The sequence below is a fragment of the Blastococcus sp. TF02-09 genome (genome assembly GCF_003319105.1).
In the GTDB taxonomy this organism is placed as follows: Bacteria; Actinomycetota; Actinomycetes; order Mycobacteriales; family Geodermatophilaceae; genus Blastococcus.
In genome coordinates, this window is the sequence record NZ_QOHH01000001.1 from 334,715 (window position 1) to 358,002 (window position 23,288).

26 protein-coding genes are annotated in these 23,288 nt (G+C 73.9%); 12 read left to right on the forward strand and 14 right to left on the reverse strand.

Annotation, left to right across the window (positions count from 1 at the left end; genetic code table 11):
- Positions 1–24: 24 nt before the first annotated feature.
- From DQ239_RS01565 to ppk2, 7 genes are all read left to right on the forward strand, one after another.
- A complete protein-coding gene (locus tag DQ239_RS01565; RefSeq protein WP_158544759.1) occupies positions 25–774 on the forward strand; it encodes a TIGR04222 domain-containing membrane protein in 750 nt (249 codons plus the stop codon).
- A 129-nt stretch (positions 775–903) separates the two neighbouring features.
- Entirely contained in the window at positions 904–2,229 is a 1,326-nt protein-coding gene (locus DQ239_RS01570; protein ID WP_113832500.1) for an MFS transporter, read from the forward strand.
- A 171-nt stretch (positions 2,230–2,400) separates the two neighbouring features.
- Positions 2,401–2,853, forward strand: coding sequence for a DUF3500 domain-containing protein (locus DQ239_RS21130; protein ID WP_255411187.1), 453 nt, complete (start codon positions 2,401–2,403; stop codon positions 2,851–2,853).
- On the forward strand, positions 2,781–3,572 hold the full coding sequence (locus DQ239_RS01575; RefSeq protein WP_255411189.1) for a DUF3500 domain-containing protein: 792 nt from the start codon (positions 2,781–2,783) through the stop codon (positions 3,570–3,572). Before DQ239_RS21130 ends, DQ239_RS01575 begins: the two co-directional genes overlap by 73 nt.
- A gap of 132 nt (positions 3,573–3,704) precedes the next feature.
- A complete protein-coding gene (locus DQ239_RS01580; RefSeq protein ID WP_113832501.1) occupies positions 3,705–4,010 on the forward strand; it encodes a muconolactone Delta-isomerase family protein in 306 nt (101 codons plus the stop codon).
- Between the two features lie 42 nt (positions 4,011–4,052).
- The gene (locus DQ239_RS01585) at positions 4,053–4,826 is read left to right on the forward strand and encodes an SDR family oxidoreductase (RefSeq protein ID WP_113832502.1); all 774 of its coding nucleotides are present in this window, start codon (positions 4,053–4,055) and stop codon (positions 4,824–4,826) included.
- A 71-nt stretch (positions 4,827–4,897) separates the two neighbouring features.
- Positions 4,898–5,734, forward strand: a complete 837-nt coding sequence (gene ppk2 / locus DQ239_RS01590) for a polyphosphate kinase 2 (RefSeq protein ID WP_113832503.1) — start codon at positions 4,898–4,900, stop codon at positions 5,732–5,734.
- Between the two features lie 150 nt (positions 5,735–5,884).
- Here ppk2 and DQ239_RS01600 read toward each other — a convergent pair whose 3' ends face one another.
- From DQ239_RS01600 to paaA, 6 genes are all read right to left on the reverse strand, one after another.
- On the reverse strand, positions 5,885–6,790 hold the full coding sequence (locus tag DQ239_RS01600; RefSeq protein WP_113832675.1) for a class III extradiol ring-cleavage dioxygenase: 906 nt from the start codon (positions 6,788–6,790) through the stop codon (positions 5,885–5,887).
- 115 nt (positions 6,791–6,905) lie between these two features.
- The gene (gene paaE / locus DQ239_RS01605; RefSeq protein WP_113832504.1) at positions 6,906–7,994 is read right to left on the reverse strand and encodes a 1,2-phenylacetyl-CoA epoxidase subunit PaaE; all 1,089 of its coding nucleotides are present in this window, start codon (positions 7,992–7,994) and stop codon (positions 6,906–6,908) included.
- The gene (paaD, locus tag DQ239_RS01610; RefSeq protein WP_233488618.1) at positions 7,994–8,467 is read right to left on the reverse strand and encodes a 1,2-phenylacetyl-CoA epoxidase subunit PaaD; all 474 of its coding nucleotides are present in this window, start codon (positions 8,465–8,467) and stop codon (positions 7,994–7,996) included. Before paaD ends, paaE begins: the two co-directional genes overlap by 1 nt.
- 26 nt (positions 8,468–8,493) lie before the next feature.
- Complete coding sequence (gene paaC / locus DQ239_RS01615) at positions 8,494–9,405, reverse strand: 1,2-phenylacetyl-CoA epoxidase subunit PaaC (RefSeq protein ID WP_113832506.1); 912 nt, start codon at positions 9,403–9,405, stop codon at positions 8,494–8,496.
- A 10-nt stretch (positions 9,406–9,415) separates the two neighbouring features.
- The gene (paaB, locus tag DQ239_RS01620) at positions 9,416–9,781 is read right to left on the reverse strand and encodes a 1,2-phenylacetyl-CoA epoxidase subunit PaaB (RefSeq protein ID WP_113832507.1); all 366 of its coding nucleotides are present in this window, start codon (positions 9,779–9,781) and stop codon (positions 9,416–9,418) included.
- Entirely contained in the window at positions 9,774–10,733 is a 960-nt protein-coding gene (gene paaA, locus DQ239_RS01625; RefSeq protein WP_113832508.1) for a 1,2-phenylacetyl-CoA epoxidase subunit PaaA, read from the reverse strand. Before paaA ends, paaB begins: the two co-directional genes overlap by 8 nt.
- Positions 10,734–10,811: 78 nt before the next feature.
- Between paaA and paaK the strand changes: the two genes are divergently transcribed.
- Together paaK and DQ239_RS01635 are read left to right on the forward strand one after the other, a co-directional pair.
- Positions 10,812–12,155 (forward strand): phenylacetate--CoA ligase PaaK, encoded by a 1,344-nt coding sequence (gene paaK, locus DQ239_RS01630; RefSeq protein ID WP_113832509.1) that lies wholly within the window; start codon positions 10,812–10,814, stop codon positions 12,153–12,155.
- On the forward strand, positions 12,152–12,763 hold the full coding sequence (locus DQ239_RS01635) for a TetR/AcrR family transcriptional regulator (protein ID WP_113832510.1): 612 nt from the start codon (positions 12,152–12,154) through the stop codon (positions 12,761–12,763). The genes paaK and DQ239_RS01635 overlap by 4 nt, the downstream gene beginning before the upstream one ends.
- A 17-nt stretch (positions 12,764–12,780) precedes the next feature.
- Here the strand turns inward: DQ239_RS01635 and paaI are convergent, their stop codons facing one another.
- From paaI to DQ239_RS01665, 6 genes are all read right to left on the reverse strand, one after another.
- Positions 12,781–13,212 (reverse strand): hydroxyphenylacetyl-CoA thioesterase PaaI, encoded by a 432-nt coding sequence (gene paaI / locus DQ239_RS01640; protein ID WP_113832511.1) that lies wholly within the window; start codon positions 13,210–13,212, stop codon positions 12,781–12,783.
- Complete coding sequence (locus tag DQ239_RS01645) at positions 13,209–14,000, reverse strand: enoyl-CoA hydratase-related protein (RefSeq protein ID WP_113832512.1); 792 nt, start codon at positions 13,998–14,000, stop codon at positions 13,209–13,211. The genes paaI and DQ239_RS01645 overlap by 4 nt, the downstream gene beginning before the upstream one ends.
- Before the next feature lie 135 nt (positions 14,001–14,135).
- Positions 14,136–14,396 (reverse strand): HPr family phosphocarrier protein, encoded by a 261-nt coding sequence (locus DQ239_RS01650; RefSeq protein WP_113832513.1) that lies wholly within the window; start codon positions 14,394–14,396, stop codon positions 14,136–14,138.
- Between the two features lie 53 nt (positions 14,397–14,449).
- Positions 14,450–16,576 (reverse strand): fructose-specific PTS transporter subunit EIIC, encoded by a 2,127-nt coding sequence (locus DQ239_RS01655; protein WP_113832514.1) that lies wholly within the window; start codon positions 16,574–16,576, stop codon positions 14,450–14,452.
- Positions 16,577–16,595: 19 nt separating this feature from the next.
- On the reverse strand, positions 16,596–17,615 hold the full coding sequence (locus DQ239_RS01660) for a 1-phosphofructokinase family hexose kinase (protein ID WP_113832515.1): 1,020 nt from the start codon (positions 17,613–17,615) through the stop codon (positions 16,596–16,598).
- On the reverse strand, positions 17,612–18,382 hold the full coding sequence (locus tag DQ239_RS01665) for a DeoR/GlpR family DNA-binding transcription regulator (protein WP_113832516.1): 771 nt from the start codon (positions 18,380–18,382) through the stop codon (positions 17,612–17,614). The genes DQ239_RS01660 and DQ239_RS01665 overlap by 4 nt, the downstream gene beginning before the upstream one ends.
- A gap of 152 nt (positions 18,383–18,534) precedes the next feature.
- Between DQ239_RS01665 and ptsP the strand changes: the two genes are divergently transcribed.
- The 3 genes from ptsP to DQ239_RS01680 all read left to right on the forward strand — a co-directional run bounded on the left by ptsP (position 18,535) and on the right by DQ239_RS01680 (position 21,934).
- The gene (gene ptsP, locus DQ239_RS01670; RefSeq protein WP_113832517.1) at positions 18,535–20,232 is read left to right on the forward strand and encodes a phosphoenolpyruvate--protein phosphotransferase; all 1,698 of its coding nucleotides are present in this window, start codon (positions 18,535–18,537) and stop codon (positions 20,230–20,232) included.
- A 257-nt stretch (positions 20,233–20,489) separates the two neighbouring features.
- A complete protein-coding gene (locus DQ239_RS01675; RefSeq protein ID WP_199582462.1) occupies positions 20,490–21,452 on the forward strand; it encodes an MBL fold metallo-hydrolase in 963 nt (320 codons plus the stop codon).
- Positions 21,453–21,577: 125 nt separating this feature from the next.
- Positions 21,578–21,934: a DUF5335 family protein gene (locus tag DQ239_RS01680; RefSeq protein ID WP_147251959.1), complete on the forward strand. Its 357-nt coding sequence runs from the start codon at positions 21,578–21,580 to the stop codon at positions 21,932–21,934.
- Positions 21,935–22,238: 304 nt separating this feature from the next.
- On the opposite strand, the gene DQ239_RS01685 is transcribed toward DQ239_RS01680, so the two are convergent.
- Together DQ239_RS01685 and DQ239_RS01690 are read right to left on the reverse strand one after the other, a co-directional pair.
- Positions 22,239–22,850: a thioredoxin domain-containing protein gene (locus DQ239_RS01685; protein ID WP_113832520.1), complete on the reverse strand. Its 612-nt coding sequence runs from the start codon at positions 22,848–22,850 to the stop codon at positions 22,239–22,241.
- 127 nt (positions 22,851–22,977) lie between these two features.
- Complete coding sequence (locus tag DQ239_RS01690) at positions 22,978–23,151, reverse strand: zinc transporter permease (RefSeq protein WP_113832521.1); 174 nt, start codon at positions 23,149–23,151, stop codon at positions 22,978–22,980.
- Positions 23,152–23,288: the final 137 nt, after the last annotated feature.

Sequence of the window (23,288 nt, forward strand, 5' to 3'; positions counted from 1 at the left end):
ACTCTGGGCTGTCGGCAACGCCGGGTGCACCGTTCGAGCCATCAACCAGCTCGGCCGGAAGGGATCGACGTCATGAACGGAACACCCACTCCCGCCCTCCACCACGACGTCTACGACATCGCCTACCTCGCCGGCGGAGCGCGCCGGGCGGTGGACACCGCGGTGGTTGCTCTGGTCGCGAGCGGCCACCTCACCGTCGATCGCTCGACGGGCCACCTGACGGCGGCCGGCGTCCCGCGGCACCACTGGCTGGAGGCGGCCGTCTCCGACGGCGTCGGCCGGCGTGACTGGCGCACGGTGCAGACGCTGCACCGCCGGCTGGAGCTCGACGGGCGCTTCGCCGAGGTGGGCCGGCGCCTGCAGGGCGACGGCCTGCTGCGCCGATCGGCCTCCGGGTCCCGTGGGCGCCGCGCGTGGCGGCTGGTCGCCCTCACCGGCAAGGGACGGCGCACGCTGCGGTCTCTGCGGGCGGAGCCGCCGTTCGACCGGTTCCCCGCAGGCACGGACGTCATGGCGGTGGCGCTCGGCGGACCGGCGGCCGTGAGCGACACCTCCCTCCGGCGTGCGCTGTTCCACCCGCCGGCCCCGCGCGTCCCGAGCGGACGCAGCCGCCGGCAGGAGATCCGCGACGCACGGTTCGGGCTGTCGACCTCGGCAGCGGGGGCGACGTTCTGGGTGGCGGGCAGCGAGCACGGCGGCGGCATCGACGGCGGGGGCTGGGGTGGCTTCGGTGGCGACGGCGGTGGTGGAGGTGGCGACGGCGGGGGCGGCTGAGCGCTGCTGAGCTCCGGGACGTCGCCACCGGCGACCGTCCTGTGTGACAGGGTCGGGGCTGCGCCAGCTCGTTCGTGAGGTGGTGCCGGACGGTCGGGTTGTCCGGTACGGGCGCCGGACGGGGGAGCCATGACCGGGGACACCGTCCGGCCCGTCGAGGCGCGGCGCGACGAGCCCGCAGCGGCGCCCGCCACGATGCCGCCTCCGTCACCGGAGGTGCCGGTCGCGCCCGGCGCCCTCGCGATCCTGCGGACGGGCGGCTTCCTGGTCCTGTACCTGAACTCCGCCGCGGTGTTCCTCGGCGTCATGGCGCAGGCGATCGCCCGTGGCTGGCTCGCCTTCGAGCTCACCGGGTCCAACGCCGCGCTGGGCGGGATCCTGCTGGCCTTCGGCGTGGCCCTGCTGCTGGCGACGCCCTGGGGCGGGGTGGCCGCCGACCGGCTGCCCAAGCGGCTGGTGCTCCAGCTCTCGGTGTTCCTGCTGGCGGTGTCGAGCGCGGGGGTGGGGCTGGCCGTCGTCCTCGACGTGATCGCCTACTGGATGCTGCTGGCCGCCAGCGTGCTGCAGGCCGTGGGGTTCGCCCTGTTCGGCCCCGCCCGGATGGCCTTCCTCGGCGAGCTCGTCCCGCGCGCCTCGATGCCGCAGGCCGTCTCGCTGCTGCTGGTCAACGCCGAGGTGAACCGGGTGGTGGGTCCCGCGCTGGCCGGGGTGGTCATCGGTGCGGCGACCTGGGGCATCCAGGCGATCTTCCTGCTCAGCGCGGTCCTGGCGCTCGTCGGGCTGCTGCTCACCGCGGCGCTCCCGGCCGGGCGGCCGGGGGAGCCGTCGGGCCGGTCCCCGCTGGGGGAGCTGGCCGACGGGGTGCGCTACGTCCGCCGGCACCGGGAGCTCTCCGCCCTGGTGTGGTGCGGCATCGGCGTCACGATGCTCGGGATGCCCTACCTGGCGTTCATGCCGACCATCGCCGGCGACCTGTTCGGGCTCGGCTCGGTCGGCTACGGCGTGCTGTCGGCGACCTCCGCGGTCGGCGGCGTCACGGCGGGTCTGCTGCTGGGCCGGCGCGGCCCGTGGGTACGGCGCCGGCGCGTCCTCGTGGGATCGGGCGTCGTGTTCGGCCTGGCGGTGTGCTCGCTCGCGATCGCGCCGACGGCCGCCGTCGCGCTGGCCGCGCTCCTCGCCGTCGGTGGGGCGATGCTCGGGTTCCAGACCAGCAACCAGTCCCAGCTGCTCGAGCTGGCCGACGCCGAGTACCAGGGGCGGGTGCAGGGCCTGGTGATGCTCAGCTTCGGCGCATTCGGCATCGCCGCGCTCCCGCTGGGCCTGCTCGCCGACCTGGTCGGGTTGCGCTGGACGCTCTCCGCGATGGGGCTCGGGGTGATCGCCGTCGTCACCGCCTATGCGGTCGCCGGCCGGCGACGGGCCGCTACGCGATCCGCTGCACCCGGTTCACGCTGAGACCGCGATGACGGTGAGCAGTTCTGGTCGGTCGTCCGTGGGAGTGGCCACCCGGCACCTCCGTCGGTGGGCCCTGGCGGCTGGCCGGCCAGGAGGGCGCCGAGGCTTCGCAGCCGGGTGCGACGGCGCAGCCCCATGTCGCGCAGGAACGTTCCGGGGCAGCATGGCGCCATGGCCGAGGTGCGGACCCCCGTGGACGACGTCGCCGCACGGCAGGTGGCCGCACGCATGGCCGAGGCGGCGAACCTGTGGCTGGACGCCCTGGAGCCGGAGCAGCGCGCCGTCGCCACCGGGGCGGTACCGGACGACAGCGCGGCGGACGCCGAGCGTCGCCGCTGGTTCTACACACCGACCGACCACGGCGGGCTGACCTTCCACCAGCAGCGGCCCGCCCAGCAGCGGGCGGCGATGCGCCTGGTGTCCACGGGACTGTCCACGCCGGCCTACGTCACGGCGGCGACGATCATCGGCCTGGAGAACGTGCTCGACCGGACGGAGGGCTTCGTCAGCCGGTTCACCGCGAGCGGGGCCGCGATCCCGGGCTCTACTACCTGCGCGTCTTCGGCGAGCCGGGCGGGGCCGCGCCGTGGGGATGGCGGTTCGGCGGCCACCACGTCTCGCTGAACAACCTGGTGGTCGACGGCGCCGTCGTCGCCACCACACCCTGCTTCCTCGGGGCCGACCCGGCGACGTCCCCGCTGCTGGGCGGCGCGGTCAACCGGCCGCTGGCCCGCGTCGAGGACCTCGCGCGCGACCTCGTCCGCTCGCTGCACCCCGACCTCGCGGCTCGGGCGGTGCTGCTGGCGCGGGCGCCCTCGGACCTGGTCACCGCGAACCGCACGACGGTCGCCGCCGGGGACCGGGTGATCCCGCTCGCCGGCATCTGGCGCGACGAGCGGTTCCCCGACGCGTCCGAGCAGGCGAAGCTCCAGGCCCTCAGCGACGCGATCGACGACGCGGCCGGCTACGGCGACGAGCACCACGCCGCGCTCGAGTACACCTCCGAACCCAAGGGCGTCCCGGCGGCCGACCTCGACGCCGAGCAGCGCGCCCTGCTGCGAGGACTGCTCGGGACCTATCTGGGCCGCGTGCCCGACGAGGTGTCACCGCTGCGCCGGTACGACGACGACGCGGAGCTGGACGCCGTCCACCTCGCCTGGGCCGGCCCCATCGGCCCGGGGGAGCCGCACTACTACCGGCTCCAGGGGCCCCGGCTGCTGCTCGAGTGGGACAACACCCAGCGGGGGGCCAACCACGCCCACTCCGTCTGGCGTGACCCCGAGGCCGACTTCGGGCTGGACGTGCTGGCCCGGCACCGCGCCGACTGGCACCGCCGGGCCTGACCCCGGGGTCGCACCCACGCGACGTCCCCGTTGCTCGACGTCTTGTCGCGCACGGGGAGGCGCGGGCACGCTGTCGGCCATCCTGATGGACGCGGCGTCGGCCGGGCGCCGCCCGGACCTTCGGAGCACCCGATGCTGTTCCACGTCAGCTTCCGCGTCGACCACACCCGGCTCGACCGCGACGCGTTCTGGGACGAATGGGAACGGGAGACGCAAGCGGCGCTCGGCGCGATCGAGGCCGGCGTCATCAGGAGCCTGTACAAGGTCGCCGGGCAGCGTCGGGTCATCGGCATCGTCGACGTGGAGTCGCACGACCAGCTCGACCAGATCGTCATGGGCGCCCTCCCGATGAGTCACCACCTCACCCTCGAGGAGGTCCTCCCGGTGCGGGAGTACACGGCCTTCGCCGAGGACGTGCGCGCGCGCTGGCAGCCCTGACCTCCTCGGCCCGTCAGCAGCCGACCGGGGGAGAATGCGTCGGTGCCCACCGCGTCGTTCGACTTCACCGGCTCCGTCGTCCTGGTCACCGGGGGTGGCACCGGCATCGGCCGGGCCATCACGCGCGCCTTCCTCGACGCGGGGGCGACGGTGGCGATCACCGGGCGCCGTCCCGACCGGCTGGCCGAGGCGCTGGAGGGGTACCCGGGGGAGCGGACCGCCGCGCTGCCCGCCGACGTCTCCGACGGCAGCCAGGTCGCCGCGCTGGTGGCCGACGTCGTCTCCCGGTTCGGCCGGCTGGACGTCGTCGTCAGCAACGCCGCGGGCTACGAGACCGGCCCGCTCACCGAGCTGAGCGACGAGGCGTGGGAGCGGCTGCGCGCCACCAACGTCGATGCGTTCTTCCACCTCGCCAAGGCGGCTCTGCCGCACCTGGCGACGTCGGGCGGCAACCTCGTCGCGGTCTCCTCGGTCTCCGGGCAGCGCGGCGACTGGGGCCAGGCCGCCTACAACGCGACGAAGGCCGCGATCGACAACTTCGTCCGCTCGCTGGCGCTGGACTGGGGTGCGCAGGGGGTGCGGCTGAACGCGGTGGCTCCCGCGCTGACCCTCACCGAGCTGACCGAGGGCGTGGGCCGGGACGAGGCGTCCCTGGCCCCGCACGTCAACCGCATCCCCCTCGGCCGGCCGGGGGAGCCGACGGACATCCCGCCGGCCGTGCTCTTCCTCGCCAGTGACGCCGCCCGGTACGTGACCGGGGCGATCCTGCCGGTGGACGGCGGTACGAGCGCGTCCACGGGGCAGGCACACGTCTGACCTGGCGCCGGCGCGGTGCCGCCGGGACCGCGGGCGTTGATGTGCCGCCTCGCCGAGAGGACGCTCCAGGGATGACGACTGCCAAGCAGAAGGCGTCGGTCGAGGAGGCTCCGCGGTCGACCGCCCGAGTGAGCACCAAGTACTACGAGCGCGAACTGGTCCGGCTGCAGGTGGAGCTGGTCAAGCAGCAGGAGTTCATCCGGGCGCAGGGCCTCCGGGTGGTCCTGATCTTCGAAGGCCGCGACGCCGCCGGCAAGGGAGGGGCGATCCAGCGCATCACCGAGCCGCTGAACCCCCGGTATGCCCGGGTGGTCGCCCTCCCCGCCCCGAACGACCGGGAGCGGGGGCAGTGGTATTTCCAGCGCTACGTGCCGCACCTGCCGGCCCGCGGCGAGATGGTCCTGTTCGACCGCTCCTGGTACAACCGCGCGGGCGTCGAGCGGGTCATGGGGTTCTGCACCGACGAGGAGTACTGGGAGTTCCTGCGCTCCTGTCCGGAGTTCGAGCGGATGCTGGTCCGCAGCGGCATCCAGCTGATCAAGTACTGGTTCTCCGTGAGCGACAACGAGCAGGAGCGGCGGTTCCAGCAGCGCCTGACCGACCCGACGAAGCGCTGGAAGCTGAGCCCGATGGACCTCGAGGCGCGCAACCGCTGGGAGGACTTCTCCCGCGCCAAGGACGCGATGCTCGCCGCCACCGACATCCCCGAGGCCCCCTGGTGGGTGGTGGAGGCGGAGGTCAAGAAGCGTGCCCGGCTCAACGTGATCAACCACCTGCTCGGACAGGTGCCGTACGAGGACCTCACCCCCGAGCCCCCGACGCTGCCGCCCCGGCCGCGGGTGCGCGGCGACTACGTCCGGCCGCCCAAGGAGAGCCAGCACTTCGTTCCCGACGTCGTCCCGGCGTGATCGACCGGCCGTCGTCCCGCGCTTCCGCGACGACGGCGAGGTGGTCGACGAGACGACGGCCGGCTTCCTCGAGGACTACATGCAGGAGTTCCGCGACCACGTGGTGCGGGTGCTGACCGTCCTGCCGCGGCCCTGACCTCGGCGCCCCTGCTAGGCCGCCTGGAAGGAACGCCGGGACAGCCCGACGCCGTAGCCCTCCAGGGTGGTGAGGACCGGCGCCGTGGGGTCGGTCGCCGCCCCGAGGGTGACGAACAGCGGGGTGAAGTGCTCCACCGTCGGGTGCGCGTACGGCATCCCCGGCGCGGCGGTGCGGTAGCGGGCGAGCTCGGCGACGTCGCCGCGGGCCAGCGCGTCCACGGCCCATGCGTCGAAGTCCGCCGACCAGCCGGGCACCACGTTCCCGGTGAACATCTCGCGCGTGAGGAAGGGCAGGCCGTGGGTCATGTGCCCCGACCCGACGACGAGCACGCCCTCCTCGCGCAGCGGCCGCAGCCGCTCGCCGAGGGCCAGCAGCGCGTCGGGGTCCTCCGTGGGCAGGCTCAGCTGCAGCACCGGGACGTCGGCCGCCAGGTACATGATCTTGAGCGGCACCCACGCGCCGTGGTCGAGGCCGCGGCGGGCGTGCTGGTGCACCTGCTCGGTGTCCGGCATGAGCCGGACGACCTGCCGGGCCAGCTCGCCGGCGTCGGGGGTGTCGTACCGGAAGGAGTGGTAGAGCGGGTCGAAGCCGCCGAAGTCGTAGACCAGGTCGCTCGGCCGGGTGGCGCTGACCGACAGGGGCGCGGACTCCCAGTGCGCGGAGACGACGAGGATCGCCTTCGGCTTGGGCAGTGACCGGGCCCAGTCATGCAGCGGGTCGAGCCACTGCGGGTCCTGGAACGGCAGCGGTCCGCCACCGTGCGACAGGTAGAGGCTGGGCAGCGGCCCGTCCTCCGGCGTCCACGGCCGGTGCGGCTGCGCGGCCTCGACCGCGGCGACGCGGCGCAGGTGCGCCGCGAACGGATGGCCGGCCGGGATGCGGGCGTCGGCGTCGGCGGTGCTGCTGCGCTGCGGCATGGTCACGGGGGGCTCCGGAGGACGGTCGTGCGGGTCACCGGTCCTCAAGGTACTTCAATCGTCAACCATTCCGACCGCCCTGGTGAGCCCACGCTCCGGGCCGCCGCTTTCGAGGTCAGGCGTCGAAGTCGACGGTGACGCGGTCGGAGACGGGCGTCGTCTGGCAGGTGAGCACGTAGCCTGCCTCGACCTCGTGGGTCTCCAGGGCGTAGTTGCGCCGCATCTCGACCTCGCCGTCGGTCACCCGCGCCCGGCAGGTGCCGCACACCCCGCCCTTGCAGGCGAAGGGCAGGTCCGAGCGGACGCGCTGGGCGGAGTCCAGCACCGTCTCCTCCTTCGGCAGCGCCAGGGTGGTGGAGCGACCGTCGAGGACGATGGTGACCTGGCTGCTGGGTCCGGCGACGGTGCGGTCGTCGCCGCGGACCGGCTGCGGCGGGACGTCGTCGACGTAGAACAGCTCCTGGTGCACCTTCTCCGACGGCACCCCCAGCTCGGCGAGGAGCTCGCGTGCGTCGCCGACCATGCCGTGCGGGCCGCAGAGCCACCAGTGGTCGACGCGCTCGACCTCGACGAGGTTCTGCACCAGGCTGCGCAGCCGCGCGCCGTCGAGCCGGCCGCTGGTCAGCTCCGCGTCGCGGGGCTCCCGGGAGAGCACGTGCACCAGCTGCAGCCGGGGGCCGTGGGCGTCCTTCAGATCGGCCAGCTCGTCGGCGAACATCACCGTGCTGGTGCGCCGGTTGCCGAAGAAGACGGTGACCGTGGACTCGCCGTCGCGGAGCACGCTGGCCGCCAGCGACAGCGCGGGCGTGATGCCCGAGCCGGCGACGACGAAGACGTGGTCGGCGGGCGTCGACAGGTCGGCGGTGAAGGTGCCCGACGGGGGGAGCACCTCGATGGCGTCGCCCGGCCGCACCTCGTGCACCAGGTAGGAGGAGAAGAAGCCGCCGGGGACCTCGCGGACGCCGACCCGCGGTGCGGCACCCACCGGCGCGCAGATCGAGTAGGAACGGCGCTCGTCCCGGTCGCCGTCCAGCCGCCGCAGGGTGAGCGCCTGACCGGGCTGGAAGCGGTAGTCCTCGGCCAGCTCCGGCGGGACGTCGAACGTCACCGCGACCGCGTCGTCGGTGAGCCGCTCCACCTTCGCCACCGTCAGCGGGTGGAACCGGGGGCGCCGGCGCGGACGGGCGGGAGCGGTCGACGTCATCAGATCTCCTTGACGTGCTCGAACGGCTCGAGACAGCTGCGGCAGCGCCGCAGGGCCGTGCACGCGGTGGCGCCGAACTCGCTCTGCTCCACGGTGTCGGGCGAACCGCACCGCGGGCAGGCCGCCGTCCGGCGCACCGCGCCCAGCTGCAGTGGAACGGGGCCGGGCGCCCGGGCCGGCGCCGCGCCCGGTGGCGCGATGCCCGCCGCGGCGAGCTTGCGGCGGCCCTCATTGCTGATCCAGTCGGTGGACCACGCGGGGGAGAGCACGGTTCGCACGTCGACAGCGGCGAACCCGGCCCGGTGCAGGGCGAGCACCAGGTCGGCCCGCATGACGCCCATCGCGGGGCACCCGGAGTAGGTCGGCGTGACCTCGACGACGACGGTGCCGTCCTCGACCCGGACGTCGCGCAGGATGCCCAGGTCGGCGAGCGTCAGCAGGGGCAGTTCCGGGTCGGTGACCGTGCTGGCCACCGACCGGGCATCGACCGCTCCGGCGCTCACCAGGTGGCCGCCGGGTGCTGCCGGGCCAGCCCCTGCAGGGTGGCGAGGAGGTCGGCCAGCTCGGGACCGTGCACACCCTGGCGCCCACGCGGAGGGGTCTCGGCCGGCCAGGCCGGCACGGTCAGGGTCGCCCGCTCCAGAACCGTGGTGAGCACGCCCCGTACCTCGTCGCGCACGTCGACCGGGTCGACGGCCACCCCGAGGGTGGTCAGCCGGGCCTCGACGTCCGTGGCGGTGAACAGTTCGGCCGTCAGGGGCCACACGGCGGCGGCCCCCGCCCGGGCGCGCCGGGAGGACTCGGCCGTCCCGTCGCCGAGCCGCAGCACCCAGCGCGCGGCATGGTCCCGGTGGTAGGTCAGCTCGTGGACGCCCTTCGCGGCGATGGCGGCGAGCACCGGGTCGCGGGACCCGCGCAGCCGCGCGAACACCGCCAGTCGCACCGTCGTGGCGACGAGGAGCCGGATCATCGTCTGCGCGAAGTCGCCGTTCGGCGCCTCGACGAGAGCGGTGTTGCGGAACTCGTCGGCGTCCCGGAAGTAGGCCAGCGCGTCCTCGTCGGGGATGGACCCGGTCGCGAGGGTCCGCGACCGCCCGAGGACGCCGGTCGAGCCGGCGCGGGCCAGCAGGAGCCGGGCCTGGCCGAGCAGATCCAGGGCGATGTTGCCGAACGCGACCTCCTCCTCGAGCTCCGGCGCGTTCGTCATCCACTCCGTCAACCGTTGGGCGAGCACCAGCGCGTCGTCCCCGAGCATCAGGCAGTAGACGCCGAGATCGGCCGGGTCGACGCCGTCGGGGACGGTGGTGTCGACGCCGGCCAGCGGGTCGTCGAACCCGGTGCCGAACGCCCAGTGCCCGGCGTCGTCGTGCGCGTTGGTCAGCGCGTCGTAGACGGTCTCCTCGTGCGCCATGCGGGGCCCTTCACATGTGGGGGACGTTCTCGGGGATGTCGTAGAAGGTCGGGTGCCGGTAGACCTTGTCACCGCTGGGGGCGAACATCGGGTCCTTCTCGTCGGGGCTGGAGGCGGTGATGTCGGCGGCCTTGACCACCCAGATGCTCACGCCCTCGTTGCGCCGGGTGTAGAGGTCCCGCGCCGCGTGCACGGCCATCTCGTCGTTGGGGGCGTGCAGCGAACCGACGTGCACGTGGTTGATCCCGCGCTTGCCGCGGACGAACACCTCGTAGAGCGGCCAGTCGCGGCGGACCTTCGACGGCCGGCTCTCGACCGGGATTTCAGGACCGGTGGGGACGGCGCCGTGGCCACCCTCGGCGGTGAAATCAGGCACCGTGCTTCTCCGCATACGCGGTGGCCGCCTCGACGACCCAGGCGTTGTCGTCGCGGGCGGCCCGGCGGCGGGCGATGCGGACGGCGTTCATCGGCCCGTCGCCGGCGATGACCCGCTTGAACTCGTCCCAGTCGAGCTGCCCGAAGCGGTGGTGCCCGGTCGCGGCGTCGTAGCAGAGCTCCGGGTCGGGGAGCGTGACCCCGAGGACCTCGGCCTGGGGGACGGACATGTCGACGAAGCGCTGCCGCAGCTCGTCGTTGGTGTGCCGCTTGATGCCCCACGCCATCGACTGCGCGGTGTTCGGGCTGTCGTCGTCGGGCGGGCCGAACATCATCAGCGAGGGCCACCACCAGCGGTCGACGGCGTCCTGCACCATGGCCCGCTGCTCGTCGGTGCCGCGCATCATCGTCATGAGCAGCTCGTAGCCCTGCCGCTGGTGGAAGGACTCCTCCTTGCAGACGCGGATCATGGCGCGGGCGTACGGGCCGTAGGAGCTGCGGCACAGCGGCACCTGGTTGCAGATCGCGGCGCCGTCCACGAGCCACCCGATCACCCCGACGTCGGCGTAGGTGAGCGTCGGGTAGTTGAAGATCGAGCTGTACTTCTGCGTGCCCTCGATGAGCTTGTCGGTGAGGTCGGCGCGGTCGGCCCCGAGGGTCTCGGCCGCCGAGTAGAGGTAGAGCCCGTGGCCGGCCTCGTCCTGCACCTTGGCCAGCAGCACCGCCTTACGGCGCAGGCTGGGGGCGGCGAGCAGCCAGTCGCCCTCGGGCTGCATCCCGATGATCTCCGAGTGGGCGTGCTGCGCCACCTGGCGGATCAGGGTCTTCCGGTAGCCCTCGGGCATCCAGTCGCGCGGTTCGATCCGGTGGTCGGCGGCGAGGGTGGCGTCGAACTGGTCCTGCAGGGCCTTCTCGTCGGGGGCGGTCGGGCGGTCCAGCGAAGGCGCGGACATCGGCTCTCCTGGGCTATTTACTGACCAACTGGTCAGGAATAGTGTGACCCACACCACGCCCGCACACAAGGGACCGCCATGACGACGACCGAGCAGACACCGGCAGCACGGCGAGTGGGCGAGGCGCCCGACCCGGCGCTGCTCGATCCCGTCGAGCGGATCGGCGTCGACGAGCTCCGTGCTCTCCAGCTCGAGCGGCTGCGGTGGTCGCTGCGGCACGCGTACGAGAACGTGCCGCACTACCGTCGAGCGTTCGACGCCGCCGGCGTGCACCCCGACGACTGCCGGGAGCTGGCCGACCTGGCGCGGTTCCCGACGACCAGCAAGGGCGACCTGCGCGAGAACTACCCGTTCGGGATGTTCGCCGTCCCGCAGGACCGGGTCCGGCGCGTGCACGCCTCGTCCGGCACCACGGGCACGCCCACCGTCGTCGGCTACACCGAGCGGGACCTCGACACGTGGGCGTCGGTCATGGCCCGATCGATCCGCGCCGCCGGGGGCCGGCCGGGGGACCGGCTGCACAACGCGTACGGCTACGGGCTGTTCACCGGTGGCCTCGGTGCGCACTACGGCGCCGAGCGGCTCGGCTGCACCGTCATCCCCGTGTCCGGGGGCATGACCCCGCGTCAGGTGCAGCTGATCCGCGACTTCGAGCCGCGGATCATCATGGTCACGCCGTCGTACATGCTGACCGTGCTGGACGAGTTCGAGAAGCAAGGCCTGGACCCGCGGGCCAGCAGCCTGGAGATCGGCATCTTCGGCGCAGAGCCGTGGACGGAGGAGATGCGCCGGGAGATGGAGGAGCGGGCCGGGATCCACGCCGTCGACGTCTACGGCCTGTCCGAGGTCATCGGCCCCGGCGTCGCCCAGGAGTGCGTGGAGACCAAGGACGGCCTGCACGTCTGGGAGGACCACTTCTACCCGGAGGTCATCGACCCGATCACCGGTGAGGTGCTCCCCGACGGCGAGGAGGGCGAGCTGGCCCTCACCTCGCTGACCAAGGCGGCGATGCCGGTCGTCCGCTACCGCACCCGCGACCTCACCCGCCTGCTGCCGGGGTCTGCACGCCCCGCCTTCCGGCGGATGCGGAAGATCACCGGTCGCACCGACGACATGATCATCCTGCGTGGCGTCAACCTGTTCCCCACGCAGATCGAGGAGATCGTGCTGCGCACACCAGGACTGTCCCCGCACTTCGCGCTCGAGCTCGTCACCCGCGGGCGGATGGACCACCTCGTCTGCCGCGTCGAGGCGCGGCCGGACTCTCCCGCGGACGGGCGCGCGGCCGCTGCGGCGGTGGTCGCCCAGGGGGTCAAGGACACCGTCGGGACCAGCATCGAGGTCCTCGTCGTCGATCCGGAGACCCTGCCCCGGTCGGTGGGCAAGCTGCAGCGGTTCGCCGACCACCGGGAGCGCGCGTGACGTCCACCGCCGACCCCACCCGCGCGCGCCGCGGCCGGCCCGGGCACTCGCTGGACTCGCTGCTCGACGTCGCCGTCGCCCTGTTCAACGAGCGCGGCTACGACGCCACCAGCATGGAGGAGCTGGCGACGCGTCTCGGCGTCACGAAGTCGGCGATCTACCACCACGTCCCGACCAAGGTCGAGCTCCTGCGGCTGGCCCTGGACCGAGCGCTCGACGCGCTCTCCGCCGTCACCACCGAGCCGGAGGCCACGACCGGTCCGGCCATCGATCGGCTCGAGCACGTCGTCCGGGGCTCGGTCCGCGTGCTGGCGGCCGAACTGCCGTTCGTCACGCTGCTGCTGCGCGTACGCGGCAACTCCCCGGTCGAGCAGGCGGCGCTGCAGCGGCGGCGTGAGTTCGACCACGTCGTCACCGACCTGGTGCGGGCGGCCGAGGACGAGGGCGACGTCCGTCCCGACGTCGACCCCGCCGTCACCAGTCGCCTGCTCTTCGGCACGGTCAACTCGCTCACCGAGTGGTACCGGCCCGACGGCGGCCTCTCCGCCGACGACCTCGCCGACGCGCTGGTCACCACGACCTTCCGCGGGCTGCGCGCCCGGCCCTGACCTCGATCCCCGCCGGATCAGGTGGGGTGGGCGACGACCCGGCTGTGCCCGCGCATCTCCGCGAGCAGCTGTCCGTCCGCGTCCCGGACGATGGCGACGTCGTAGATGCCGGTGCGCCCGACGACCGAGCGCTCCACCGCGGACGCCGTGACCGCGTCCCCTTCGGCGGCCGGGGCGAGGTACTCGATGCTGCACGACCGTCCGACCGCCGGGAGGCCGTGGGAGTTGCAGGCCATCGCGAACGCGATGTCGCCCAGGGCGAAGAGCGCGGCGCCGTGGGCCGTGCCGTGGCCGTTGAGCATCGCCGGCCGGATGACCATGTGGGTACGCACGACGCCGGGCGCCACCCCGCTCACGGTGATGCCGAGCGCCCGCGCCGTCGCGTCGTCGGCCAGGAAGCGCCGGACTGCGTCCTCCGCCGCGGCCTGCGCGGCAGGGTCACCGCTCATCGCCCGGTGAACACGGGGGGCCGCTTGGCGAGGAACGCCTCGACCGCCTCGCTGTGGTCGGCGGTCCGTCCCAGCGCGGCCTGGAGCCTCGCCTCGAGAGACAGGCTGTCCTCGAGCGAGTCGGTCGCGGCGGTGGCCAGGACGGTCTTCACCGCCCGGTAGGCCGCCGTCGGTCCCTGGGCCAGCCGGGTGGCCAGGGCCTGGGCCTCGGGGTGCACCCGGTCGGGCTCGACCACCCGGTGGACCAGGCCCCACTGCAGCGCCGTCTCGGCGCTGACCGGCTCGGGCAGGAGCAGCAGCTCCGTCGCGCGGGACAGGCCGAGGCAGTGGACGAGCCGGGACGCGAGGCCGGAATCGCTGGACAGGCCGATGCCGGTGAAGGCGGTGCCGAACTTCGCGCCGGCCGCGGCGACGCGGAGGTCGCCGGCGAGAGCGAGCCCCAGGCCGGCTCCCACGCAGGCGCCGTTCACCGCGACCACGACCGGGACCCGGATCGCCGCCAGGGCCAGGACCATGGGGTTGTAGGACTCCGCGACCACCTCCATGGCGGTGGCGGGGTCGGCGCGCAGGGCCTCGACGTGCTCGGTCAGGTCCTGCCCGACGCAGAACGCCCGCCCGGCACCGGTCAGGACGACGGCGCGCACGGTCCCGTCCGCCGCGACGTCGTGCAGGACGTCGGTCAGCTCGGCACGGGACCGGTGGGTGAGGCCGGAGTTCAGCAGGATCACGGTGGCGACGGCGTCGGCATCGGCGCGGGTCACGGTTGCTCCGGTCTGCGGCGTCGTCATCGTCGTCTCCTGGCACGAGAGATGAGGTGCAGGGGCCTGGCGGTGTCGACAGTGTCGACGTCGGCGACGCCTCGATCCAGCGACGGCGCCCCCTCCCGGGATCTGGGAGGGGGCGCCGTCGTGGGTGGGTGCGTGCTACTCCGCGTCGAGGTCCTGGGCCACCAGGCCCGCGATCTGGTCGAGCACCGCCTGGTCGTCGCTGCTCACCACGACCTCGGTGCCCTGCTTGGCGCCGAGGGTCATGATCATCAGCGGGGACCCGGCGTCGACCGGGTTCCCACCCGGGGTGGCCAGGGTGACGGGCACCCCGGCCTTCCCGACGGCCTCGGCGATCAGGGCGGCGGGCCGGGCGTGCAGCCCGACGCGCGATCCCACGGTGACGGTCTGGCTGGGCATCGGTCCTCTTCCTCGCTGCTGGGAATGCGTGCTCGTGTCCCTCTCTCTACCGCTCAGGCGCTCGCCGCGCGCGCCGGGACGGCGGAGGCCGGGGTGTGCGCGTGCTCGAGGTCGACGGCGTCCTCGGGGGCCTCCTCGGCATCGGACCGCCCGATGCTCTTGGCGACGGTCACGGCCAGGGCTCCGACGATCATCCCGGCGATGATCGCCACCAGGAACATCAGCACACCGTTGATGGCGAAGAGCACGAACACGCCGCCGTGCGGGGCGCGCAGCTCGACACCGCTGGCCGCCGCGATCGCTCCGGTCGTGGCGCCGCCCAGCATCATCGAGGGGATGACCCGCAGCGGGTCGGCGGCGGCGAAGGGGATCGCGCCCTCGGAGATGAACGACGCGCCCAGCAGCCAGGCGGCCTTGCCGTTGTCCCGCTCCGCGGGCGTGTAGAGCCGCGGCCGGATCGCCGTGCTCAGCGCCATGGCCAGCGGCGGCACCATGCCGGCCGCCATGACGGTGGCCATGATGACCAGCTCCTGCTGCCCGCCGTCGCCGGCGATGGCGGCGGTGAGGCCGGTGGTGGCGAACACGTAGGCCGCCTTGTTCACCGGGCCGCCCAGGTCGAAGCACATCATCAGGCCGAGGATGATCCCGAGCAGGATCGCGGCCGAGCCGGTCAGGCCGTTAAGCCAGTTGCCCAGCCCCTCCAGCGCCGCGGCCAGGGGACGGCCGAGGACGACGACCATGAGGCCGCTGGAGATCAGCGTGGCCAACAGCGGGATGATCACGACCGGCTGGAGGCCCCGGACACCGGCCGGCAGCTTCCAGCGGCTGATCCACAGCGCGGCGAAGCCGGCGATGATGCCGCCGATCAGGCCGCCGATGAAGCCGGCGCCGACGGTCACCGACACGGCGCCGACGACGAAGCCGGGGACGATGCCGGGGCGGTCGGCGATCGCGAAGGCGATGTACCCGGCGAGGGCCGGCACCAGGAAGCCGAACGCCGCCTGGCCGAGCACCGTGCAGACCGCACCGAGGTAGCCCAGGAAGCCGTCGTTGAGGCCCTCGATGCCCGAGGCGCTCGGCAGGTCGAAGAACGAGTTGTTCAGCACCCAGGACAGGGCGTAGCTCTGGCCCTCGACGTCGGGGTTGCCGTTGACGATCTGGTAGCCGCCGAAGAGGAAGCCGAGCGCGATGAGCAGACCACCGGCCGCGACGAACGGGATCATGTAGCTGACGCCGGTGAGCAGCCAGCGCCGGATCTCCGACCCGGTCCGGGCCCCACCGCCGCCCGACGCCGCGGGCGCCTCGGCCGAGGCGGCCCCGGACACCCGGCGGGCGTTGGGGTCGTCCGCGGCGGCCAGCGCCTCGCGGATCATCGCGTCGGGCTCGTTGATGGCCCGCTTGGTCCCGCTCTGCACGAGCGGCTTGCCGGCGAACCGGCCCTGGTCCCGCACGCCGACGTCGACGGCGAAGATCGCGGCGTCCGCGGCCCGGATGACGGCGGGGTCCAGCGGCGTCGCACCGGAGGAGCCCTGGGTCTCGACGTGCACGTCGACCCCGGCCGCCTTGCCCGCGGCGACGAGCTTGTCGGCGGCCATGTAGGTGTGCGCGATGCCGGTCGGGCAGGCGCTGACGACGACGATGCTCTTGCGCGCGGCCGGCGCCCCGGACGCCGTTCCGGCCGGCGCAGTGGCCTGCGCCGCGGTCGCCCCGGCCGTCGCGGCCGCGGGTTCCGGTGCGACGACCTCCTCGACCAGGCGCACGATCTCCTCGGCCGAGGACGCCGACCGCAGCGAGGCGACGAACTCCGGCCGGACGAGCGCCCGGGCCAGCGCCGTGAGCAGCGTGAGGTGGTCGGCGTCGCCGTGGGCCGGCGCCGCGATGAGGAAGGCGAGATCGGCCGGCCCGTCCGGCGCGCCGAAGTCGACCTTCGGCCGGAGCCGGGCGAAGGCCAGCGAGGCCTCCGTGACCGCTGCGGAGCGGCAGTGGGGGATGGCGATGCCGCCGGGCAGGCCGGTGGCGGCCTGCGCCTCGCGGGCGAGGACGTCGGCGTGCAGGGCATCGGCGTCGGTGGCCCGGCCGGCCCGGGCGACCAACTCGGCCAGCCGGCGCACGACCGCGCCCTTGTCGGCACCGAGGTCGGCGTCGAGCGCGACCAGGTCGGTGGTGATCAGTGCGGGCATGGGACCTCTCCCGGAGGCGTCAGAGGACGTCGCGGCCGGCGGCCGGAACGGAGGGGGGTGGAACGGGGGTGCTGCTGCCGGGGAGCCCGGCCATGACCCGGACGGCGGAACCGTCCACGTGGGCCGGGCTGGGGACGGCAGATCCTGGGAGCGACGCGCTGGCCGACCCGTAGGCGACGGCGGAGCGCAGCCGCTCGGCCGGTGGCGCACCGGCGAGGGAGGCGAGGAGGTGGCCGGCGAGGCTGCTGTCGCCGGCCCCGACCGTGCTGCGGACGGTGACCGCCGGCGGCCGGGCCGACCAGAGACCGCCGTCGGCGGTGCTCAGCACCGCGCCGTCGCCGCCCAGGGTGAGCAGCACCTCGCCGACGCCGCGCTCGTGCAGCGACCGGACGGCGGCCAGGAGCACCGCCGGGTCGGCGAGGACGTCGGCCTCGGTGCGGCCGGCCAGCTGGGCGAGCTCCTCGGCGTTCGGCTTGAGCAGGTCCGGCGCGGCCGCGGGACCGGCCTGCAGCAGGGCCAGCAGAGGTGCCTCGCTGGTGTCGACGGCGATCCGGGCGCCGGTGTCGCGCAGGGAGACGACGAGCTCGGCGTACCAGCCGGGCGGAGTCGACGGCGGGAGCGATCCGGAGAGGACCACCCACTGCGCGGTGGCTGCGTGGGCGTGGAGCGCGCCGGTCAGCGCCGCCCGCGTGTGCTCGGTCAGCGGGGCGCCGGGCTCGTTGAGCTTCGTCGTCGTCCCGGCCGGGTCCACGAGGGTGTAGTTGGTGCGCACCGGGGTCTCGACGGGGACGGTCGCCAGCTCGAGGCCGAGGGCCCGCAGCGCCTGCAGGATGGGATCGGAGTCGGCGGCGGGGAGGACGGAGACGACGTCGCCGCCCGCCGCCGCGATCGCGCGCGCCACGTTGACGCCCTTGCCGCCGGGCTCGGTGCTGGTGCCGGCGAGCCGGACGATGCCGCCCTCGGTCAGCGGGACGGGCAGCTCGAGGGTGCGGTCCAGGCTCGGGTTCGCCGTGAGGGTCACCACCCGTGCGCCGCTCATGCGAGCACGACCTCGACGCCGGCCTTCTCCAGCTCGGCGACGACCGTGGGATCGGCCCCCTCGTCGGTGACCAGGACGTCGACGTCCTCGATCGCGGCGTAGCGCACCAGGTGCTCGCGGCCCAGCTTGCTGCTGTCGGCGAGCACGACCACGCGCTGGCCGGCCCGCACGATCGCCCGCTTCACGGAGGCCTCGGCGTCGTCGGGGGTGGTGAAGCCGTGCCCGGGCGTGATGCCGTTCGCGCCCAGGAAGGCGACGTCGACCCGCAGCTCGTCCAGCGCCCGGACGGTCGTCTCGCCGACCGCGCACTGCGTGACGCCGCGCACCCGGCCGCCCAGCACGTGCAGGGTGACGCCTGCCGTGACCGACAGCCGGGAGGCGATGGGCACCGACGACGTCACGGCGAGCAGCCGGCGGTCGGCGGGCAGGAGTTCCGCGAGGCCGGCCGTCGTGGTGCCGCCGTCCAGGACGATGCTGCCGTCGGCGCCGGGCAGGAGCGCGAGTGCCGCGGTGGCGATGGCCCGCTTCTGCTCGCTGCGCGAGCGGTGGCGCTCGCCGAGACCCGGTTCGACGAGCGTGAGGGCTCCGGCGGGCACCGCCCCGCCGTGGACGCGGCGCAGCATCCCGGCGCGCTCGAGGACGGCGAGGTCGCGGCGCACCGTCTCGGTCGTTACGCCGAACTCCTCGGCCAGCGCGGTCACCGCGAGCCGTCCCCGGTCGGCGACGCGGGCGGCGATCGCCTGTTGGCGCTCCTCGGGATAGAGCACGCTGTCCTCCGGGGTCGCGGTGGGATGTCCGACCGTGTGGCTTTGGCGTTGTGGTTGTGTTGTTCTACGTCTGTTTCATTGACAAGTCAACACTGTTTCGTGACCCTGATCACCAGACCGGCCCGCTCGCCACCCTCTCTGTGGAGGTCTCCATGTCGACCACCGTCTCCTCGCCCGCGACCACCGGTCCCGCCGTTCTCACGGGCACGCCCGTGGTGCCGGGGGCCGCCGTCGGGCCGGTCGTGCGCCCGGCCGGAGCCGTCCGGCTCCCCGAGGAGCAGGGGACGCCCGTCCCGGAGGCGGACCGGGAGGCGGAGAAGGCCCGGTACGGGGCCGCGGCCGAGGTCGTGGCCGAGCGGCTCACCACCCGCGCCGCGGCCGCCACCGGGGTCAGCGCCGAGGTCCTGAGCACCACGGCGGGCATCGCCCGCGACCGGGCGCTGCGCACCGTGGCGGAGCAGAAGATCGACGAGGGCGTCCCGGCCCCGCTGGCCGCCGTCCAGGCGGCACAGCAGTTCGTGGACATGTTCGAGTCGCTGGGTGGCCTCATGGCCGAGCGCGTCCCGGACGTCCGCGACGTCCGCGACCGCATCGTCGCCGAGCTCACCGGGCAGGGCGAGCCCGGCGTGCCCGCTCCCGAGCAGCCCTCCATCCTGCTGGCCGACGACCTGGCGCCGGCGGACACGGCCGGCCTCGATCCCACGCGCATCCTCGGTCTGGCGACGCGCCTGGGAGGCACGACCAGCCACACCGCGATCATCGCCCGGCAGCTCGGCCTGCCGTGCGTGGTCGGCGTGGGCGGGCTGGACGACGTCCCGGTGGGCGCGACCGTGCTCATCGACGGCGAGCAGGGCACGGTGACCGTCGACCCGGAGCCCGAGGAGGCGCGGACGCGGGTCGAGGCGGCGCGACTGGCCGCCGAGGCGCTGGCCTCCTACGCGGGCCCCGGCCGGACCAAGGACGGCCACGTCGTCCAGGTGCTGGCGAACGTGCAGGACGGAGCCGGAGCGCGGGCGGCGGCCGGGGCCCACGCCGAGGGTGTCGGGCTCTTCCGCACCGAGCTGGCCTTCCTGGGCCGGGCACAGGAACCTTCGGTGGAGGAGCAGGCGGCCGGCTACGCCGAGGTGCTCGCGGCCTTCCCGGGGCAGAAGGTCGTCGTCCGGACGCTCGACGCCGGCTCGGACAAGCCGCTGGCATTCGCCACCCCGCCGGACGAGGCGAACCCGGCGCTCGGCGTGCGGGGGCTGCGGGTTGCCCGCCGCGATCCCGGGCTGCTCGAGCGCCAGCTCGACGCCGTGGCCGAGGCGGCCGCCCGGACGGGCTCGACGCCGTGGGTGATGGCGCCGATGGTGGCCACCGTCCCCGAGGCCGCCGCGTTCGCCGCTGCCGTGCGCTCCCGCGGCCTCGTGCCGGGCGTCATGATCGAGGTGCCGTCGGCGGCGCTGCACGCCGAGCGGCTGCTCGCGCACGTCGACTTTCTGTCCATCGGCACCAACGACCTCTCGCAGTACGCGCTCGCGGCCGACCGGCTCTCGGCCGACCTGGCCGAGCTCACCGACCCGTGGCAGCCGGCGCTCCTCCAGCTGGTCGCGCTCACCGCCGCGGCGGGGGAGCGGGCCGGCAAGCCCGTCGGGGTGTGCGGCGAGGCCGCAGCAGACCCGCTGCTCGGGTGCGTCCTCGTCGGACTCGGCGTGACGTCGCTGTCCTGCGCCACCTCGGCCGTGGCCCGGGTCGGTGCGCGGCTGGCCACCGTCGACCTCGCGACCTGTCAGCGCGCGGCAGAGGCCGCCCTGGCCGCGGACGACCCCGCGGCGGCGCGCGCCGCCGCCCGCGCGGTGCTCGCCGGCTGACCGCTCTCACTGAGCGCTGGAACGGGGGACGACGCTCGTGCGCGTCCGGGAGACCCGGGACCGGTGGACCCGTGTTGCCGCATCTCGCCGGGGGCGCAGGCTGGGTCCGGGGACCAGGCCACGGTCCGCGCGACGACGTCCGGGTGACGGGCGGGAGGCACTCCATGTGCGACGGCGGTGGCTCCGAGGCGGCGGCCCGTCGGTCCGCTCCCAGACCCGCAGAGGGCCCGGCGGTCGACCCGATCGCGCTCGAGCCCGTGGACGACGTCGTCGTCACGATGCTGATGGACAACAGCTACGACGGGCTGATGACCGACGTGGGACCCGCCCGGCGCGCCCCGCTCGGCCGTCTGCCGACCGTGCCCGCACCCCACTTCGAGGAGCGGCGGACCTACCCCGGGCTCATCGCCGAGCACGGATTCTCGGCGCTGGTGACGGTTCGGCGGGGAGAGCGCACGCACACCCTGCTGTTCGACACCGGGGTCAGTCCGGACGGGGTCGGCCTCAACGCCGAACGGCTCGAGGTCGATGCCGGCGCGATCGAGGCGGTGGTGTTGAGCCACGGGCACGTGGATCACACCGGCGGGTTCATCGGCCTCGCCCGGATGCGTCGGGGCAGACCGCCGCCGCTGACGGTGCACCCGCTCGTCTGGAGCCGCCGCCGGTTCGTGACGCCGGGCGGGCCGCCGTGGGAGCTGCCCACTCTGAGCCGCTCCGCACTGGAGGGGGAGGGGTTCACGGTGATCGAGCGGCGCCAGCCCTCCTTGCTGCTCGACGGCGCCGTCCTCATCACCGGCGAGGTGGACCGGACGACGGACTTCGAACGGGGGCTGCCCTTTCACGAGGCCCACCGGAACGGCAGATGGGAGCCCGACCCGCTCATCGTCGACGAGCAGGCGCTCGTGGTGCAGGTCCGCGGGAGGGGCCTGGTCGTGCTCACCGGATGCGGCCATGCCGGTGCGGTCAACATCGCCCGGCATGCCCTTCGGCTCACCGGGACCGATCGCTTGCACGCGATGCTCGGCGGGTTCCACCTCACCGGCCCCGCGTTCGAGCCGATCATCGAGCCGACCGTGAACGCGTTCGCCGAGCTGGCGCCCGACGTGCTCGTGCCTGCCCACTGCACGGGGTGGAAGGCGCAGAACCGCTTCGCCGCCGATCTGTCCGACGCGTTCATCCCCAACGCCGTCGGCACGACATACACGTTCTCGGCGGGGTAGGGCTGCCGTCGCGACGAGCGCTCCCGGGACACGGGACGGAGATGATTACTGCTCGTGGCTCCGGGGAACACCGCGAGATCCGCTCAGCCCATGCGGCCCGACCGACACCGCAGGGAGTCATGGCCGTGACCTCGCCCGAACAGCGCACGGAGTGGAGCAGGCTCACCGCCCAGCTGAGTTCCGAGTACCCGGACTACGACGTGACCATCGAGGTGCTCGACCCCGAGATCGGCGACAACCAGATGGTGGAGCGGCTGCCGTTCGAGGGCGTCACCTACGACGACAGGGACGACGTGCTGGTGGTCGCCGTCGGAGGCAAGGACCAGCGCTACCCGGTCGTGCTCCGCCACGTGATCCACCACCCGCGTGACCTGGTGGTCGACCAGAACCCTCAGGGCGCTGCACTGAAGGTCACCGACGAGTCCGGGACGACGACGCTGGTCAGCCTGCTCCGACCGCGGGACGGCGGTCAGGCGCCCTGAACTCCGCACCGTCAGCCGTATCGCAGCAGGTCGCTCCCTGCCGACTCCACCAACCGCGCCAGGTGGAGACCATCGCCTCGCGAGGACCGGAGTCCCGGGCAGAACCCTTCTCGTGCTGCCTCTCGAGGACGAGCCCACCATCCGCACCGGCCTGACCGTCAACCGGGCGGGCCAGCGTGATGCCCGCTGGCGCACAGCGGTGGCGGTTGTGCGTGACGTCATGCGGGTGTTCTTGGGTCCGGGGTGCCGGGGCCTCCCGGGGCCACCGGTTCACCGGAGACCGGCGGGTATCCGTCGACGCGGCTCAGCGGGCTCCTGATGCCACGGCGGCGGCTATCGCTCGCGCGTTGGCCGGCACCGGCACCCCGTCGACCAGCGTGGTGGGGGTAGCGCTGACGCCGCGGGCCAGCGCGCGCTGGGTGACGTAGTCCGCCCACGGCACGTAGGGGTGCGAGGGCACGCCCTGGACGAAGCCCGGATCGGTGAGGCCCACGCTGGTCCCGAGCTCGACGAGCTGGTCGTCGGTGAGCCCCGGGCCGCCCTCCGGCGGTTGGTTGGCGAACAGCACCCGGGCGTAGTCCTCGAACCGGTCACCGTCGGAGGCGCACCCCGAGGCGGAGGCGGCGCGCGACGAGTAGTGGTTCGTCGAAGCGTGATCCAGGAAATCCATCGGGTGGTAGACCAGCGTCGTCCGGCCGTCGGCCGCCATGGCGCGCAACTCGTCCCCCGACGACAGCTCGAAAGCCCGGCAGAAGGGGCACTGGAAGTCGATGTAGGCGTCCACCACCACCGGTCCGCTGCCCACCACGACGCCGTCGCCCTCGGGTGCAGCATGCGCCGGGACCCGCCGAGGGGCGGTCGGCACGCCGGCCCTCGGCGCGGTTCGGGCGAGCAGCACGAGGGGGAGTGCGCGCATCCAGAGGGAATGTCTCACGGTGCCCTCCCTGGGCAGGGGCACGCCGGGCGCGCGGTGAGCACGCCCGGTCGAAGGGGTGTCGACGGGGAGCCCGCTCCTCAGGTCATCGCCGTCGGCCGGACCTGTCTCAGTCCGTGTCGCCGTGCTCGTCGTAGTGGCCCTCGTGGTCGGCGTGCCGGTGCCCGTCGTGGACGTAGTCCACGTGGTCTCCGTGCTGCACCGTCTCGTGGCCGCAGCCCGTGCCGTGGACGTGCTGGTGGTCGGCGGACTGGTGTTGGTTGCAGGCGGCCGCAGTGGTCACGCGGTGTCGCCTCCTCCGGAAGCGCTGCGGCGGTGGCCGGCGTGTGAGGCGCAGCGACGAAGTAGAGGAGCGGGCGGGGGGGGTCACCCGAATCGGCCGTCGCCGACGCTACGCCGCCGCAGAGCCAGGCGCCACGG